This window comes from Allobosea sp. 2RAB26, from assembly GCF_052115465.1.
GTDB lineage: Bacteria > Pseudomonadota > Alphaproteobacteria > Rhizobiales > Beijerinckiaceae > Allobosea.
This window is the reverse complement of the sequence record NZ_JBFRGS010000002.1, coordinates 182,539-198,205: the sequence shown is the minus strand read 5'-3', so window position 1 is coordinate 198,205 and position 15,667 is coordinate 182,539. Positions and strand designations below refer to the sequence as shown.

Genomic DNA, 15,667 nt, shown 5'->3' with positions numbered 1-15,667 from the left:
CCCCGAACTTCACGAGAGGGTGCCCGAGAGAAACGAGACGCGTCTATCGGGCATTCGCTTCGGTTGGCGCAAGCTGGGCGGAAGCATGCTGGAAGGCCTCGTCCAGTCGCGCTCGCGACGTCGCCGCCAGCCGCTCGACGCCCAACAGGCGCGCCAACGCCAGCGCGGGGTCGTTTTCTTCCAAAAGGGCAGGCTCGGTGACGATAATACTGGCAAGCTCAGCCAGGGGAATATCCGCGATGCTCCGCCGCGCTTCGACGTCCACCGGCGTGCGATAAGGATGGATCGGCGCGATCGTGCCCGGTTTCCATAGAAATTCGCCACTGGATTCCCTCGTGCGCTCAAGATCGCGCAAGTGCAGTTGGATGCGCTCCCGGATCTTGCTGCCAGTCCTGAGCCAGCCATGAGCGCGAGCGATGCGCTGCGCCAACACTTCCTCGCGCAGCGGCGCTTCAGCTTCCATCACAGCATCCACCATGCTGCGGAGAGTGGTGCGGTAGCCGAACTCGTGAAACAGATCCGGTTCGGCTCGGAAACGCGAAAGGTCCGTCAGGCGATAGCGCGGCCCGTTCTCTTGCTGCGGTGCGCCGAGCGCCGCGCGACTCACGCCCAGTCCGACGGGTTGAGGCGGTGTCACCGCCATGATGTCGGTTGCATGTTTCGCGGCAGAAATTGGGGCAGCCTGAGCCATTGGCGACGTCGCTTCTTCTTCGAATGCTTCGCTAGATTCGATCATTTCGGTTGCCGATTGAGTAGAATCAACCTCTTCGCCAAGATCCCAATGAACGGTCTGAGCTTGTGTTTGATCGGCTTCCTTCGCGCGGCCCTCCGCTAGCAGCGCGGCTAAAGCCTCGTGAAGCCTTGTGATGGCTCCTCCTGCATCAAACCACCAGTCTGTCGACCAGACGCGGATAATGCTCCAACCGAGCCCGCGAAGAACCTGTTCCCGCACCTTGTCCCGATCGCGAGCCGTCGCCGAACTGTGATAGGTTGCGCCGTCGCATTCGACGCCCGCGAGAAATGCGCCCGCGCGGTCTGGATGCTTCACGCCAATGTCTATCCGAAATCCCGAGATGCCGACCTGTGGCACCACCTGCCAGCCGAGGCGGGTAAGCTCCGCTGCGACTGCTTCCTCGAAAGGAGACTCCAGCGCACCGACCGATCCTTCGTCCTGGGCCGGTAGTGCGATCGCGCCGCGCTCAGCGAAGTCGAGGAACGTCTTGAGATGCTGGACGCCGATCGCCTTAGTGCGGCCAGTGTCGACATCGTCGGCGCAGAAGCCGGAGAACACGACGAGCTCCTGTCGTGCTCGCGTCACTGCCACGTTGAGGCGCCGTTCGCCGCCGTCCCGATTGAGCGCTCCGAAATCCATCGTTCGCTTGCCGGCTGCGTCCTTCGCGAAAGTGATCGAGAATAGGATCACGTCGCGCTCGTCTCCCTGCACGTTCTCAAGATTCTTGACGATTGTCGGCTCGATACGGTCCTCGGCGAAGAACCATTCGAGCGCCGGCTCTTGGCGCCGAGCCTCGTCGAGTAGGTCCTGGATCAGCGCCTGCTGTTGCGCATTGAAGGTAATGATGCCGATCGTCGGCCGGCTTGATTCCGGCAACTTCAACCAGCCCTTCATGCGGTTGATCGCGACATCGGTCAGCGAGCGGGCTTCGGTGCGATTCGTTCGGCTCTTGCCGCGGTCGTAGACACCGTCGACACGCACTAGCCTGACGGCTCGGTCCTCGACCTCCGGCGCTGGGAAGGTAATCAGACGGTTCTGGTAGTAGTGAGCGTTGGAGAACGCGATCAGAGACTCATTCCGGCTGCGATAATGCCAGCGGAGGTCGCGGACAGGGATGCCGGCTGCCTTGGCCTCGTCGAGGATGCTTTCTAGGTCCCGTTCATGCTCGGCGACCTCCTCATCGTCTTCATTGCGACCGAAGAAGTTGGTAGGTGGAAGTTGGCGGGGATCGCCGACGATGATCGTCTGCTGTGCCCGTGCGATAGCTCCGACGGCGTCCCAGGTGGTGATCTGCGAGGCTTCATCGAAGATCACCACATCGAACAAAGCTTGGTTCGGTGGGAAATACTGCGCGATCGATAGCGGCGACATCAACATGCAAGGCGCAAGCTTGGCGAAGCTACCTGGCATCGCACCGATCATCTCCCGGATCGAACGGCTCGGTCGCTGCAGCTCCATCTGATGGCGCAGCAGACCGAGCTCCGAGTTGCGCGGAACGGTTTGGACCGGCGGCAAACCGTGAGAAAGAGCGCCGACGACGCGCGCAGTTGCCTTGGCGCGGACGAGATCGTCGATCTCACGGAACTCTTCTACCGCGTGCTCATGTTGGAATCGGCGGAAGTCGCGCAGCGTCGCATCCGCATCAAGCGCTTGCGGCAACCACCAGCGTGCGTAGGCTAGATCGAAGGCAGCCCGCGTTTCCTGAGGCCCGAGCGAACCGCTCTCCAGATCAGCGATCAGCGGACCGAGCCCCTTACTCTCACCCTGAGTCCTGACGCGGCACCAGCTTGTCCAGTCGCGCAGCAATTGGCGGGCGCTTGTGAGTTCATCCGTGATCGCGGCGAGATCGGACAACGACGTCTCGCTGGCCGATCGCGATGGGTCTGTGCCGGCGGTAGCAACGAACTCCGCCTTGGTGGCTGAAAAGCTGGCGAAGACGTCGCGATAGGCGGCCGCAGCTGACCGAAGTGGCTCAGAGTCCGCGCCTGGGACGAGCAGTGGTGCGACTGCTCGGACGATGAAATGGAAATCGTCGGCGGCGCGCCCAAGTCTCAGAAGGCTATCGCGGAGCTTCGTCGCGACGGCCAGATGGCGATCGATCGCCGTCAGGTCGCTGTCAAGGCCGGAGAAGGCTACTGGCTTCCCGGCAAGACCGTTGGTCTCGACGGCCGAGCGGATCGCCTGCAACCGGCGCAGGATGGGCAGGTCCTTGTCCGGGTCCGGCTGACCGGTTGCGGCGTAGCCTTGCAGAAGCTTCTTCACCCGCCGGCGTCCTAGCCAACTGCGCGGCCAAATGGCGGCGCCGGCTTCGCGCCAGTCGCGCTCCAGATCATCGACTGGAACCCGAACGACCGAGTCGCCCGCGAAGGTTGCCGAAAGTTCGGCTTCCGTCGCCCGGTAGGAGGTGATCGAGCCTTCGAGTTCGGTGAGCGCTTGCCTCAGGCGTGCAAAGTCAGGATCGAACGTGATCCGCTGGTCGCTGCCGGCGCTCTCGCACAATGTGGAGGCCAGAAGCGATAGCCTTTCAAGCTCCGCCGCCGAGGTATCGCTGCGTGCTGGCAGTCCGAGGCGTGGCAGAAAGGCTGTGAGCGCTGCTCTGAGTTCGGTTACCTTTCCTGCAAGATTGCGCGCAGATGCCAAAAGGCGCTCCTGCCAAGCCGAGGACCATTCAGCAGCATCGACGCAGGCGAGGACCGGCGCGCGCTCAACGGCCGCGAACACACGGCCGAGCTCTTCGGCAAGATCGCCGAGCGAGCGACGCGCCTCGTCGTTGTGGATCTCGCGATGCGACCATGACAGCTCGGGAGCATGGCGATCGCGACCGCGCAGCGCGACGCCGAGTGCGGCATAGGCGGTTAGCCCGTTGGCATGGCGTTGGTGGAGCGCCTCGACATAGGCGTTCAGGACGTCCCGCTTCACTTTCAGCCGATTGTTGACAGTCACCCACTCGGAGGACGAGGCGGCACGACCCTTCTCCCAAGAGGTGCGCAACTGGGCAAGGAACGATTTGCGGTCAGCCTTGTTCGAATGCAGCTCCAGGCAATGGTCGCCAAGTCCGTGCGCCTTCAAGCGACGATGCACGACGTTCAGCGCAGCAGTCTTCTCTGCGACGAAGAGAACCGTCTTTCCGTTCGCCAGGCAGTTCGCGATCATGTTGGCGATCGTCTGGCTCTTTCCGGTACCGGGTGGCCCGATAATGACGAAGTCGCGTCCCTCGGCGGCAGCCATGCTCGCTGCGATCTGTGAGGAGTCGGCCGGCAGCACTGAGACGATGTCGGCGGGCGCGTAGCGCCGGTCGAGCTCGCGTTCGTCGACAAAACCTTCTCCGGATACAACAAAGGCCTGCTCGGGCGTATCGATCAGGTGCCTGACGACCCGGTTCTGCCTCAGCGCTTCGGTCCGTTCGACGAGATCCTTCCACATCAAGTATTTCGCGAAGGAGAAAGTCGATAGCGCCGCATCGTCGATCACTTCCATGCCGGGCACGTCGCGCACGGCTTGGCGCATCGCAGCGAGCAGACGGGGCACGTCAATTCCGTTCTCGTCCTGCGGCAACTCGCCGGCGAATTGCGGCAATGAGAGATCGAACTCGCGTTCCAGGAACTGCAGCAGTGTCGCGTTGAAGCGGGGCTCATCCTCGTGAAAGCGCAGCGTGAATTGCGAACTCGCGCTCCGCCGTTCGAGCTTCACCGGCAGCAGCAGAAGCGGTGCTCGGTAATTGCGCTCATCGCTGGCCTTGCGCTTCCAGCGTAGGAATCCAACCGCGAGGAAAAGCGTATTCGCGCCACCTTCAGCAAAGTCGTTGCGTACCTGACGATGGAGTTCGATCAGCCGCGCGTCGAGGCCCTTTGCGTCGAGCGGCGACGCCAGTTCCCCACGCGCGAGCGCATCGGCCGCAAAGCTGCGATGCAAATCCTGGCCGCGCACTTCTCGATAGAGGGTCTCATCGCGCTGGCCGAGTGGATTATGCTCCGGCAGCGAGATCAGCCGCATCGCCGCACCGTCAGAAAGTCTATCCTCGAGATAGGCGATGTCGGTACACAGGAACGGGATCGTCTTCTTGGAATCGGGAAAGTTAAGTAGCCGATTGCGCAGTGTCAGATCGAGCAGCTTCTTCTGCCAGCGGTCGATACGCCCGGCGGCAGTGGTCGGCTTGAGTTCGACGATCTCCGCCGGAAGGTCGGACATAGCCGGATCGATCATGATTGGCAGATCGATTTCGCCATCCTCTGCATCCGCGACGGCCAGCGCGGGAGCATGTGAAGCGAGAGGCGTGATGCCGCCGCTGCGTGACCTGTGCAGGTCGATCGCGGCCTCGAAGCCTGAGGTCTGCGTTTCGTCGAGGCGTGGCTCGATAAGCCGGCGAGCGTGGTCCAGAGTCGCGACGGGTCGATGGGTGACCCCGCTTGTTTCAAAGACGACAAGCTCTCGGGCCGCGATTGCCTTGCGGACTTCCGCCAGGTCGCTCCCTACGGCGTTCGGAAAGGTGCGTTTCGTTAGCCAGACGCCGACTGCGGCGTGATCCTTGAAGAGCATCACCGCTGAGTTCAGCCCGCAACCTTCGAGCGCGGCGGCGAATAGCAGGGAGCTGTCAAGGCAGGTCGCGAGCTTATCTCGGGCAATCGCAGAGGGGCGCCGAACCTTTTGACCGCGTTGTTCGAAACTAGCTGGGGGCTCGGCGTAATGCAGCCTCAACCCGGCTATTGCAGAATAAACAGCCGCCGTCAGCAACAGACTGCGGCTAGGATCGCCCGACTGGTAGCCGTCAAGCCCTGAAGGATAGCCGTGCGCCGCCAGAGACTGCGCCGCGGCGCGTAGGATTTTCGGGACTGCTGGGTCGTTGGGCAGGACAAATGCCGGCAGCAATTGCGCCATGTCATCGACGCCGCCCCATTCGTCGCGGGCCAGAAGCCGCACGGGGAAGCGGGTTTCAGCCAGGCACTCGTCCTTCGCGTACAGCCGGAAGGTGATTTCCCCGCGCTCGGCCTCGTCAAGCCCCGCAAGATAGCCTGCGTCGAGCTCAATCCGCCGGTCGCCTATCGCGATGCTATCGCCCGGTACAAGCCGATCGAGTGTCCAGATTTTCGGCCGAAGAAAACCGGGCGTAGCTATCATTGCCAGCCGGCACTGTTCGAAATACCGGCCGGTCGGATTTACAACGGTAAGCGATCGCAGGACGGGAATCGCATTCTGATAGGAAGCGTAGGTAAAGCTTCCGGCGACCCGTGCATCGATTTTGACAGATGGCGGCAGCTCACCGTCACACTCCGCAGGCTTCTCAGTTTCTTTACCCAGCATTTCCTCACCCCAGCAGGGTGAGGATAGAGCCTGAAATTGAAACGTGCCAAGCGCCGACATTAATTACATGGCATGATCAGCTTGCGTTGGCGGCGCCTCTGCCCTGAATTTTGGGCGGGCCACGCGATGAACGCCAGCTTGGCCCCGTCCATGGGGCCACCTTCGCGCCACCCGTGCCACCGTGTCAATCGGCAGCGAGGCCCAGCGCGGCGCGCGCCTCGGTTGGCGTTGCCGGTCGGCGGCCGTGGCGGCCGATCAGTTCGACTGCGAGGCTGACCAGCTCGGCATTGCCGCTCGCCAGCCGGTCCTTGCTGATGCGGATATTGTCCTCCAGCCCGGTGCGGACCGCGTCCGCGCCGCGGGCGAGCGCCCAGTCCATCACCCGCATCTGGTCGCGCCCGATGCCGGCGGCCGTCCAGGTCGCCCCCGGAATGACCCGCCTGGTCTCGGTGAGCAGGATGTCGAGCAGCACCTCGTCGGCCGGCATCGCATTCCGGACGCCCATCACGAACTGGATATGCGGGTGCGGTCCGATCAGCCCCTCGTCAATGAGGCGGCGCGCGGCATGGATATGCGAAAGGTCGAAGATCTCGATCTCCGGTGCGATCCGATGCTCCTGCATCCGCGCCGCGAGATCGTTCACCAGGCTCGTCGGGTTCTCGTAGACGATCGTCGGAAAATTCACCGAGCCGGTCGAGAGCGAGGCCATGTCCGGACGATGCACCAGGCTCAGGCCGCGCGCCGCCGGGTCGCGTCCGCGGCCCCCGGTCGAGAACTGGACGATCATGTCCGGACAGGCCCTGCGAATGCCGTCCTGCACCTCAGCGAAACGCTCCGGATCGGAGGAAGGCGTCTCGTCATCATGGCGGACATGGATATGGACGAGGCTGGCGCCCGCCTCGAAAGCGGCGCGGGTCGAGGCAATCTGCTCGGCCGGCAGCACGGGCAGGTTCGGATTGTCCTTCTTGCGCGGCACGGAGCCGGTGATGGCGACCGCCACCACGACGGGACGAGTGGTCATGGCGTCTGTCATCCCTGGTCTCCGCCGCCGGCCGGAAGCACGGTTCCGTTGACATAGGAGGCATCATCCGACGCCAGGAACAGGATGGCGGCTGCGATCTCGCCGAGCTGTCCGTACCGGCCGAGATGCGAGGCGCTGAGCGTCTGGTCGACGACCTGCTGCATCCACTGCTTGTCCGCCCCGGTCGGCACGTCGGTTCCCCGCGGAATCCGGCGGGGCGGCGCGTCGACGCCACCGGACGCTACGGCGTTGACGCGGATATTCGTGCCCGCGAGCTCGAAGGCGAGCGAGGCGGTCAGCGCGTTCACGCCGCCCTTTGCTGCGGAATAGGGAATGCGGTTGATGCCCTTGGTCGCGATCGAGGAGACGTTGACGATCGCGCCGCGTCCCTGCTCGAGCATATAGGGCAGCACGGTGCGGCAGCCCCACAGCGTCGGAAACAGCGAACGGCTGATCTCCGCGGCGATCTGGCGTTCGTCGAATTCCTGGAAGGGCCGCATCCAGATCGCGCCGCCGACATTGGTCACCAGCACGTCGATGGCGCCAAAACTCTCCTGCGCGCGCGCCATCACCCGCTCATTCCCGGCGAAGGTCTCGAGATCCTCCTCCAGCACGATGACGCGCCCTGGCCCGTAGGCGGAGGCGATCTCCTGCGCGACCTCCTGGACGATGGGGGAGCGGTCGACGATCGTCAGCCTTGCCCCTTCGGCGGCCGCATCCAGCGCCACCTGCTTGCCGACGCCCTGGGCCGCGCCGGTGACGACGAGGCTGCGCCCTTCGAACCGGCGGCTGCGCGTGGATGGCTGGGACATGGTCGATCTCCGGGATTATGCCGCCATGACGGCGGGGACTGGACGGTTTCGCACCGTCTCCGGTCGGGCGGGCGGCGAAGGCCGCCGCGCCGCGTGGCGCTGGCCGTGACAGTCTATGGCGGGGCACCCTGGCCGGGCACAAGCCGGTGAGGCGAGGGCCTCAGCCGGCGGTGACGTGGGCGCGGCTGACCTGCGTCTGCGGCACGCCCTCGCGCTCCTTCGTCAGCACGATGTCGAAGGTCGTGCGGGCGAAGGGGCGGTTCAGCCCGGCATTGCGGATCGCGTCCGCGTCGACGACGCGGTCCAGCGTGACGACGAGCTCGTCGCGGGTGCCGAAGGCGAAGTCCGTGTAGAGATATTTGTCGCCGGTGAAGTTGAACTGCGTCGTCAGCTGGCGGTGGCCCGGCGCCGAAATGAAGTAATGGACATGGGCCGGGCGCTCAGCATGCCGGCCGAGCGCGGTCATCAATTGGCGCGTCGCGCTTTCCGGCGGGCAACCATAGCCGTTCGGCACGATCGTGCGGGCGCGATAGCGGCCCTGTTCATCCGTCTCGATGCGACGGCGCAGGTTGTAGGGCGCCTGCTCGCCATCGATGAAGGAATATCCGCCCTTCGAGTTGGCGTGCCAGAGGTCGACGATCGCACCAGCGATCGGCTTGCCGTCCTCGTCCGTGACCTGGCCTTCGATGATGAAGATCTCGCCGGGATCGGTGCCGTCATCCATGCGGGCCTCGCCCTTGGAGAGCGGCGCGCCGGGCACATAGAGCGGCCCTTCGATGGTGCGCATCGTGCCGCCCTTGAGTCCGGCAAGCCGTTCGGCCTCGTCGAGCCGCAGGTCGAGGAAATGCTCGAGCACGATGCCGGGGACGAGCAGGCCGAGCTCGTCATTCTTCGCGGCCCTGCCGATGAAGGCGACCGCCGCCCAGAACTCGTCCATCGAGACGTCGCATTCGTCGATCGCCTGCATGATCCGGTAGAGCAGCTGGGCCGTGACGGCCTTGGTGCGCTGGTCGCCCTTGTCATTGTCCATCCCGGCCGCGCGGGCGGCGAGATCCTTCTTGTCCTCGTCGGAGATCAGGTTGATGGGCATGGCGGTTCCTCGTGTTCTGGTGATTGGCGGCCATTTCAGGCCGCAGCCGTTGTTTGTCAGCGGTCGTCGTCATGCACGGACGACGGGTGGCGGCAGAGTGCCGTGACCTTCACGTCCATGTAGGGGAAGAGGGGCAGCTCCGAGAGAATGTCGTGCAGCGCCTGCGGGCTCTCGACATCGAAGATGCTGGTGTTGGCATAGCGCCCGGCATGACGCCAGAGATGCCGCCAGAGCCCGGCCCGCTGCAGCTCCTGCGCACGCTTGCGCTCGCTCGCCTTCAGCGCGGTCGCCGTCTCGACCGGCAGGTCGGGCGGGATACGGACATCCATTTCAACCTGGAACAGCATGATTTTTAGAACCCCGTCTTGGCGCGTGGCAGCACATGGACCGAGCGCTCGGCGCGGTCGCGCCGGAAGCGGCTCAGTTGAGCTTCGGACAGCGTCACGCCGAGTCCCGGCGCCGTCGGCACGGTGAGGCCGAAATCGGCATAGTCGAGCGGCGTCTCAAGGATCTCCTCGGTCAGCAGCAGCGGGCCGAACAGCTCCGTACCCCATTCCAGCTTGCCGATGGTCGAGAAGAGATGGGCCGAGGCCGCAGTGCCGATGCCGCCTTCCAGCATCGTGCCGCCATAGAGTCCGATGCCGGCGGCTTCCGCGATCGCGGCCACCTTGGCCGCGGCGAAGAGCCCGCCGGATTGTTCGATCTTCAGCGCGAACACGTCGGCGGCGGCGAGGGCAGCGATGGCGAAGGCGGTTTCCGGGCCGTTCAGCGCCTCGTCCGCCATGATCGCGACCGGCGTCTCGCGGGCCAGCCGGGCGAGCGCGCCGAGATTGCGGAAGGCGACGGGTTGTTCGATGAGCTCGACACCGGCGGCGGCGAGCGCCGGCAGCATCGCCGACGCGGTGGCTTCCGACCAGGCCTGGTTGATGTCGACGCGCACCGAGGCGCGGTCACCGAGCGCGCGCTTGATCGCAGCGACATGGGCGACATTGGCGCCGGGATCGCCCTTGCCGATCTTGAGCTTGAAGATGTTGTGGCGGCGGCGCGCCAGCATCTCCTCGGCTTCCGCGATGTCGCGGCCGGTGTCGCCGCTGGCCAGCGTCCAGGCCACGGGCAGCCGGTCATGCTGGCGCCCGCCGAGCAGTTCGGAAATCGGCAGGCCGACGCGCTGGCCGAGCGCATCGAGCAGGGCCGTCTCGACGGCGCATTTGGCGAAATGATTGCCCTGGACCGACATGGCGATGGTCGCCATCGTCCGGGCGATGCGGCTTGGATCGCTGGCGAGCAGGATCGGCGCGAGATAGGTATCGATCGCGAGCTGCATGCCCTCCGGGCTCTCGGGACCATAGGCCAGCCCGCCGATCGTGGTGCCTTCGCCAATCCCGACCACGCCGTCCGACAGATGCAGCCGCACGATCATCAATGTCTGGCGATGCATCGTCGTCATCGCCAGCTGGTGCGGGCGGATGGTCGGCAGATCGACCAGAATCGTCTCGACCTGTTGAATCCGCGGACCTTCAGACACGTTTCGCTCCCATATTCATTGAAGCAAAGGCTAGAACGCGCCATTCCCGGGGAACAGGATCGATTGGGTGTATTTTGATACCCGAAGGGTATGGAGCCCCGCGAGGGCGTGATTAGCGGGGCGGCCCCGCCTGCGCCTCGCATCGGGCACAAAAAAGAGGGACGCGACCGGCCTTTCGGCGGTCGCGTCCCGGGTTGTTCTCCCGGCTTCGCCTATGCCTGATGCAGCCGCATGAGGCTCACCGGATCGCCGGAGCGGCGGAGGCGGGAGCGGGCGAGGCGAGGGCGGCGCCGACTGCCGGCCGAACCATCAGCGTCGCCAGCGCCGCGATCACCAGCGGAATGGCAAGCGTCATGAAGTAGCCGGACGGACCCACGCCGGTCAGCAATGTGCCGCCGATCGCGGAGCCGATGATCGCTCCCGAGCGACCGACGCCGATGCCCCAGCCCGTGGCCGTTGCGCGCAGCTGCGTCGGGTAGGTATTCGAGATCAGATAGTTCAGCACGAGTTGCTGGCCACCGATGCCGAAGCCGGCAAGGGCGATGAGGGAGAAGACCAGCGGCCAGCGGTCGCCCGCGAAGCCCAGCCCGAGCGCAACCGCGATCCCGACGGCGAACATGCCGATCAGGAGCTTTCGCGGGTCGACCTTCGGCAGGAAGGACGAAAGCGGCAGGGCCATGATGATGAAGGCGGCGTTGACGACGACGGTACCATAGGCGGCCTGGGCCTTTTCCAGGCCGAGCGTTGTGAGCGCGGTCGGCAGCCAGAGCAGCAGCAGGAACCAGGCGATCCAGTTGAACAGGTAGATGGCGGAGATCGCGACGGTGACGCGGCGATAGCCCGCCTCGAACAGGCCGGCGATGGAGCCGCCATGCACGACCCTGCCGGCGCTGACGAGGCGCATCTGGTCGGGGATCGGCTGGCCGGTCATCTGCCGGAGCAGGCGGCGGGCCTCGTCCTGCCTGTCGTTCTGCTTGCGCGAGACGAGATAGGCGGGCGATTCCGGCAGGAGGAAATAGGTGATGACCATCAGCCCGAGCGGCAGGAGGCCTCCGACCAGGAAAATCCCGCGCCAGCCCAGGATCGGCAGCCAGCTCGCCGCGATCAGGCCGCCGAGCATGGCGCCGGCCGGCAGGCCGAGCAGCACCCCGGTGATCATCGTGCCGCGCCGGGAAGCGGGGCTGTATTCACCCGCCAGCGCCAGGAGCGAGGGCGTGGCCCCGCCCATGCCGAGGCCGATCAGGAAGCGCAGTACGATGATCTGCGTCGGCGATGTCGCGTAGGCGCCCATCAGGGAGAACACCCCGAATAGGAAGATGGCGATCAGGATCGCCTTGCGCCGGCCATAGCGGTCCCCGAAGCTGCCGAGGCCGATCGCACCGAGCGTCATGCCGATCGTGCTGGCGGTGATGACCCAGGTCAGGTCGGCGGCCTTCATGCCGAAATCCTGCGCGATCGCGGGTCCGATGAAGGCGATCGACTGGGTGTCGAAGCCGTCGAGCAGGGCGATGACGAAGCAGAGTGCGACCACGGCCCATCTGCGGCCCGTCATCGAACCTGCATCGATGATGTCCTTGATGTCTTGTGTGCCGGCGGGTGGACTGGACATGGGCGTTCCTCAGATCTGTGTTTTTTGTGGGTATGAACGGGAAAGATCGCGCCGTAGCTCGGCAGCGACGCGCTCGGCCTGCTCGATGGCGAGCAGATGGGCTGCGGGCGAGAGCACGACGAGGCGTGAGCCGGCGATGCCCGTGTACAGGGCTTCAGCCATCGCGAGCGGCGTCGCGGGATCCTCGCGGCCGGCGATCACGGTCGTGGGAGCAATCACCCGGTGCAGCAGCGGGCGCAGATCCATCCGGCCGATCGCCTCGCAGCAGGCGGCGTAGCCGTCCCGGTCGATGGCGGCGAATTCGCCAGCCACCGCGTCCGTGGCGCTGCGATGGGCGTCGCGGAAGCCCGGCGTGAACCAGCGCTCCATCGTGGCCGCGAGGATCGCTCGCGTGCCGTCGCGCCGCACCAGCCCGGCACGCTCCTCCCAGGCCTCGCGCGTCGGCATATAGGCCGTCGTCGCCATCAGGGTCAGGCCGGCCAGACGCGCCGGGTGCCGCGCGGCAAAGGCCTGGCCGATCATCCCGCCAAGCGAGAGGCCGGCGACATGGGCGCGCGTCAGGTCGAGATGATCGAGCAGGGCGGCGAGATCATCGGCAAGATCGGCGATCTCGAAGGGCGAGGGGCCGTGGTTCGAGCCGCCATGGCCGCGCGTGTCGTAACGCACGCAGCGATATTCGGCCGAGAGCTCGCTGGCGATGGCGTCCCACATCCGATGCGTGGTGCCGAGCGAATTCGAGAAGACCAGGGCCGGCGCGGAGCCCGGCCCGGTGACCGTGTAGAACAGGCGCAGGCCCGGTCCGGTTTCGAGATAGGGCATGATCAGGCTCGCCGGCTTCGGCCGCGGCGCCCCGACAGGGCAGCCGGCGCGCGTTTCGCAAGCCGCGCTGGCGCGGGCCGCAACGGTTCGGTCTCAGACATGGCTCTCCGGCGGCTCTGACGGCCAGCTCAGGTTCGCGGCGGAGTGTTCCTCCTGCGCGAACGCTTCTTCCCTGCTTGTCAGGCTAGGCAGGCATGGTGTCGCTGGACAGGATCGTTTTGGTGTAAATTAATACCCCTACGGTATGGAAGCCCGCTTCCCTGCCGATGCGGTGGGGAAGCCGGGCAGTCGCCCGCGAGCATGTGACAACCGCCGCGATGGCGGTCTCCGGGGTGCAGCCGCCCTGCATCGATCGGAGAGCGGGAGGAGCAGGCAGCGATGGATCTGCGTCATCTGCGCTATTTCACGACCGTCGCCGCCGAAGGCTCGTTCAGCCGCGCCGCCGAGAAGCTCCATATCGCCCAGCCGCCGCTGAGCCGGCAGATTCAGCAGCTGGAGGAGGAGCTTGGCGTGCGCCTGCTCGATCGTGGCCGGCCGATCACGATGACCGAGGCCGGGCGCTATCTCTTCGAGCAGGGGCAACAGGTGCTGCAGCGCGTCGAGGAGATGAGCGCCATGACGACGCGCATCGGCAAGCGCCTGGTGCTGCAGTTCAATGTCGGCTTCGTCGCCTCGACGCTCTACGACACGCTGCCGCAACTGATCCGCGATTTTCGCATCCTGGTGCCGGATGTCGAGGTCCAGCTCCTCGAGATGACGACGCTGGAGCAGATCTCGGCCCTGAAGGACGGTCGCATCGATGTCGGCTTCGGACGCCTGCGCTTCGATGACGACATGCTGGTGCGAAAGGTGCTACGCGAGGAAGGATTATGCGTGGCGGTCGGCGGGGCCCATGCGCTGCTGGCAAGCGGCCGGAAGCCGAAGCTGGCCGATCTCGAGGCGGAACCTCTGATCCTGTATCCGAAGGCGCCCCGGCCGAGCTATGCCGATCAGGTCCTGTCCTTCTATCGCGAGGCGGGGGTCAGGCCGCGCATCGGCATGGAGGTCCGGGACGTGCAGACCGCGCTCGGCCTGGTCGCCTCGGGCGTCGGGATTTGCGTCGTTCCGGCCTCGGTCCGGCGCTTCGGCCGCGACGATGTCCAGTTCCTCGATCTCGACGAGCGATTCACCAGCCCCATCATCGTCAGCTATCGCCGAAACGACACCTCGGTCTTGCTGCAGCAGATCATCGGACTGGCGGGCTGAGGGACGCCAGGATGGCAGGCCGACGCTCTCCCGTGAGCGGTGACCGTCACCTCGGCCGCAGCGTGGCAGCGGTTTCAGCGGGTCGGCAGGATCAACTCCGTTTCACCCTGACCCAACCGGTGCGCGCGACGAGCGCCCCGTCGGAGCGCTCGTCGCTGATCCTCATCGCTTAGGGCGGTGCGGCCGGGCCCTGTCGACTGCGCTTGTCGCTCTAGATGCCGGCGCCGGCCCGTCCAGCAAGCAGCTGCAACTCCCAGGCAAGGTTTGTCGCCGTGGCGCCACCATGCTCGAGCATGATCTCCTGTATGCCCGCGACCGTAGCCTCCCGGGCCCAGTCGCGCTGCAGCTCGGCGGCGAAGACGCCTGACGTCAGGGGAATCGCGCCGGCCTGAATCATGCGTTGGACGCCCATTTCATGGGCCTCGACGGTGGTGCCGCCCGACGCGTCGGTGACGAAGTACACGTCGTAGCCGTCGCCAAGCGCGTGAATCACGGGGAAGGCGAGGCAGATCTCCGTCCAGAGTGCTGCCATCACGATCTTCTTGCGCCCGGTGCGCTTGACCCAATCGACGCAACGCTGGTCTTCCCAGGTGTTGATCGTGGTGCGATCGATCGGCTTCTGTTCGGGGAATACGTCCTGAAGCGGCTTGATCAGATATCCGCCCCGATCCTGCACGACCGTGCTCAGCAGAGTCGGGACCTGGAACAGCTTCGCGGCTTTCGCGAGCGACACGACGTTGTTGATCATCAAGGCGGGGTCGATGCTCTTGACGCCGCTGACCTAGAAGGGCTGGTGATCGATCAGGACCAGAACACAGTTGTCAGGCGTAATCATCGCCTCCAGCCCAACCTTGCCCGGCTTGGAATTCGTCATTCTTTCAATCCTCATGAGTCGGTGAGGCGCAAAGTCCGCGCGACGATATACTTGAGTGAATTGTGATTTCAGGCGTTTGTATTTTTGATTTTGCCGTCTATCGATGCGGATACTTGTATACAGATCCGTTTCGAGAAAGTCGGATAATATCGAAGCTTGTGTTCGATCAGATCGGCAAGCGCAGCGCGGCAAGCCTCGCCAATCGCCACCGGACCGTGGGATTGCCCGTATTCGCGCTGGCGGCGCGCGTACTGCCACAAGGCGGGAGCGGCCTTAGCCTCGTCGCTGCCAGCGTGCTCGCAGCCTCGCCCACAGGTCCATGGCAGCGTGGACAAAGCGCGCCATGGGCTTGCGCAAGGGCGCGATATCCGCTGCGATCAGCAGCAGGCCGAGCGGCAGCATCCAGAGCCCGAGCACGGGCAGGATCGAGAAGATGCCACCGATCATGAGGATGAGCCCCACCGGGAGCCGGGCCCAGCGCGAGGCGGGATGGCGCAGCCAGCGCAACAGGGAGGCGAAACCCTGCGGAACCGCCCGCTCGATGCGCTTGAAGGCCAATCGGAGCTCATGTTTTCCGTCGCTCATCATCTCTCCGGTCCAAAGTTGGTCGGATAACGCATGGCGGAGCAACGTGTTCGCCA

Annotated in this window: 10 protein-coding genes and 1 pseudogene; 1 reads left to right on the top strand and 10 read right to left on the bottom strand. The window is 65.1% G+C overall.

All coding sequences use genetic code 11. The features are described from left to right. Positions 1–43 precede the first annotated feature (43 nt). From AB4118_RS04030 to pcaD, 8 genes are all read right to left on the bottom strand, one after another. Entirely contained in the window at positions 44–6,031 is a 5,988-nt protein-coding gene (locus AB4118_RS04030) for a DUF3320 domain-containing protein (RefSeq protein ID WP_441488512.1), read from the bottom strand. Positions 6,032–6,215: 184 nt separating this feature from the next. Next, on the bottom strand, positions 6,216–7,052 hold the full coding sequence (locus AB4118_RS04025; protein WP_441488511.1) for a 3-oxoadipate:acetyl-CoA acetyltransferase: 837 nt from the start codon (positions 7,050–7,052) through the stop codon (positions 6,216–6,218). 8 nt (positions 7,053–7,060) lie between these two features. Then, complete coding sequence (gene benD / locus AB4118_RS04020; protein ID WP_441488510.1) at positions 7,061–7,864, bottom strand: benzoate diol dehydrogenase BenD; 804 nt, start codon at positions 7,862–7,864, stop codon at positions 7,061–7,063. A gap of 160 nt (positions 7,865–8,024) precedes the next feature. Further along, positions 8,025–8,954, bottom strand: a complete 930-nt coding sequence (locus tag AB4118_RS04015; protein WP_441488509.1) for a dioxygenase family protein — start codon at positions 8,952–8,954, stop codon at positions 8,025–8,027. Between the two features lie 56 nt (positions 8,955–9,010). Further along, the gene (gene catC / locus AB4118_RS04010; protein ID WP_043230486.1) at positions 9,011–9,301 is read right to left on the bottom strand and encodes a muconolactone Delta-isomerase; all 291 of its coding nucleotides are present in this window, start codon (positions 9,299–9,301) and stop codon (positions 9,011–9,013) included. Positions 9,302–9,306: 5 nt separating this feature from the next. After that, entirely contained in the window at positions 9,307–10,479 is a 1,173-nt protein-coding gene (locus AB4118_RS04005) for a muconate/chloromuconate family cycloisomerase (protein ID WP_441488508.1), read from the bottom strand. 238 nt (positions 10,480–10,717) lie between these two features. Further along, positions 10,718–12,088, bottom strand: a complete 1,371-nt coding sequence (locus tag AB4118_RS04000; protein WP_441488507.1) for an MFS transporter — start codon at positions 12,086–12,088, stop codon at positions 10,718–10,720. Between the two features lie 9 nt (positions 12,089–12,097). Continuing rightward, positions 12,098–12,907, bottom strand: coding sequence for a 3-oxoadipate enol-lactonase (pcaD, locus tag AB4118_RS03995; protein WP_441488506.1), 810 nt, complete (start codon positions 12,905–12,907; stop codon positions 12,098–12,100). 378 nt (positions 12,908–13,285) lie between these two features. Here pcaD and AB4118_RS03990 point away from each other — a divergent pair, with 378 nt between their 5' ends. Next, a complete protein-coding gene (locus AB4118_RS03990) occupies positions 13,286–14,152 on the top strand; it encodes a LysR family transcriptional regulator (protein ID WP_441488505.1) in 867 nt (288 codons plus the stop codon). A gap of 211 nt (positions 14,153–14,363) precedes the next feature. Here the strand turns inward: AB4118_RS03990 and AB4118_RS03985 are convergent. Together AB4118_RS03985 and AB4118_RS03980 are read right to left on the bottom strand one after the other, a co-directional pair. Next, positions 14,364–15,026 (bottom strand): annotated as a pseudogene (locus AB4118_RS03985) (hydrolase). A 273-nt stretch (positions 15,027–15,299) separates the two neighbouring features. Next, positions 15,300–15,611 (bottom strand): hypothetical protein, encoded by a 312-nt coding sequence (locus AB4118_RS03980; protein WP_441488504.1) that lies wholly within the window; start codon positions 15,609–15,611, stop codon positions 15,300–15,302. Positions 15,612–15,667 lie beyond the last annotated feature (56 nt).

What these genes read in the sequence shown, in the direction of transcription:
- AB4118_RS04030 (WP_441488512.1), bottom strand. Translation starts at nt 6,031, where the DNA reads ATGCTGGGTAAAGAAACTGAGAAGCCTGCGGAGTGTGACGGTGAGCTG.
- AB4118_RS04025 (WP_441488511.1), bottom strand. Translation starts at nt 7,052, where the DNA reads ATGACCACTCGTCCCGTCGTGGTGGCGGTCGCCATCACCGGCTCCGTG.
- benD (WP_441488510.1), bottom strand. Translation starts at nt 7,864, where the DNA reads ATGTCCCAGCCATCCACGCGCAGCCGCCGGTTCGAAGGGCGCAGCCTC.
- AB4118_RS04015 (WP_441488509.1), bottom strand. Translation starts at nt 8,954, where the DNA reads ATGCCCATCAACCTGATCTCCGACGAGGACAAGAAGGATCTCGCCGCC.
- catC (WP_043230486.1), bottom strand. Translation starts at nt 9,301, where the DNA reads ATGCTGTTCCAGGTTGAAATGGATGTCCGTATCCCGCCCGACCTGCCG.
- AB4118_RS04000 (WP_441488507.1), bottom strand. Translation starts at nt 12,088, where the DNA reads ATGTCCAGTCCACCCGCCGGCACACAAGACATCAAGGACATCATCGAT.
- pcaD (WP_441488506.1), bottom strand. Translation starts at nt 12,907, where the DNA reads ATGCCCTATCTCGAAACCGGACCGGGCCTGCGCCTGTTCTACACGGTC.
- AB4118_RS03990 (WP_441488505.1), top strand. Translation starts at nt 13,286, where the DNA reads ATGGATCTGCGTCATCTGCGCTATTTCACGACCGTCGCCGCCGAAGGC.
- AB4118_RS03980 (WP_441488504.1), bottom strand. Translation starts at nt 15,611, where the DNA reads ATGAGCGACGGAAAACATGAGCTCCGATTGGCCTTCAAGCGCATCGAG.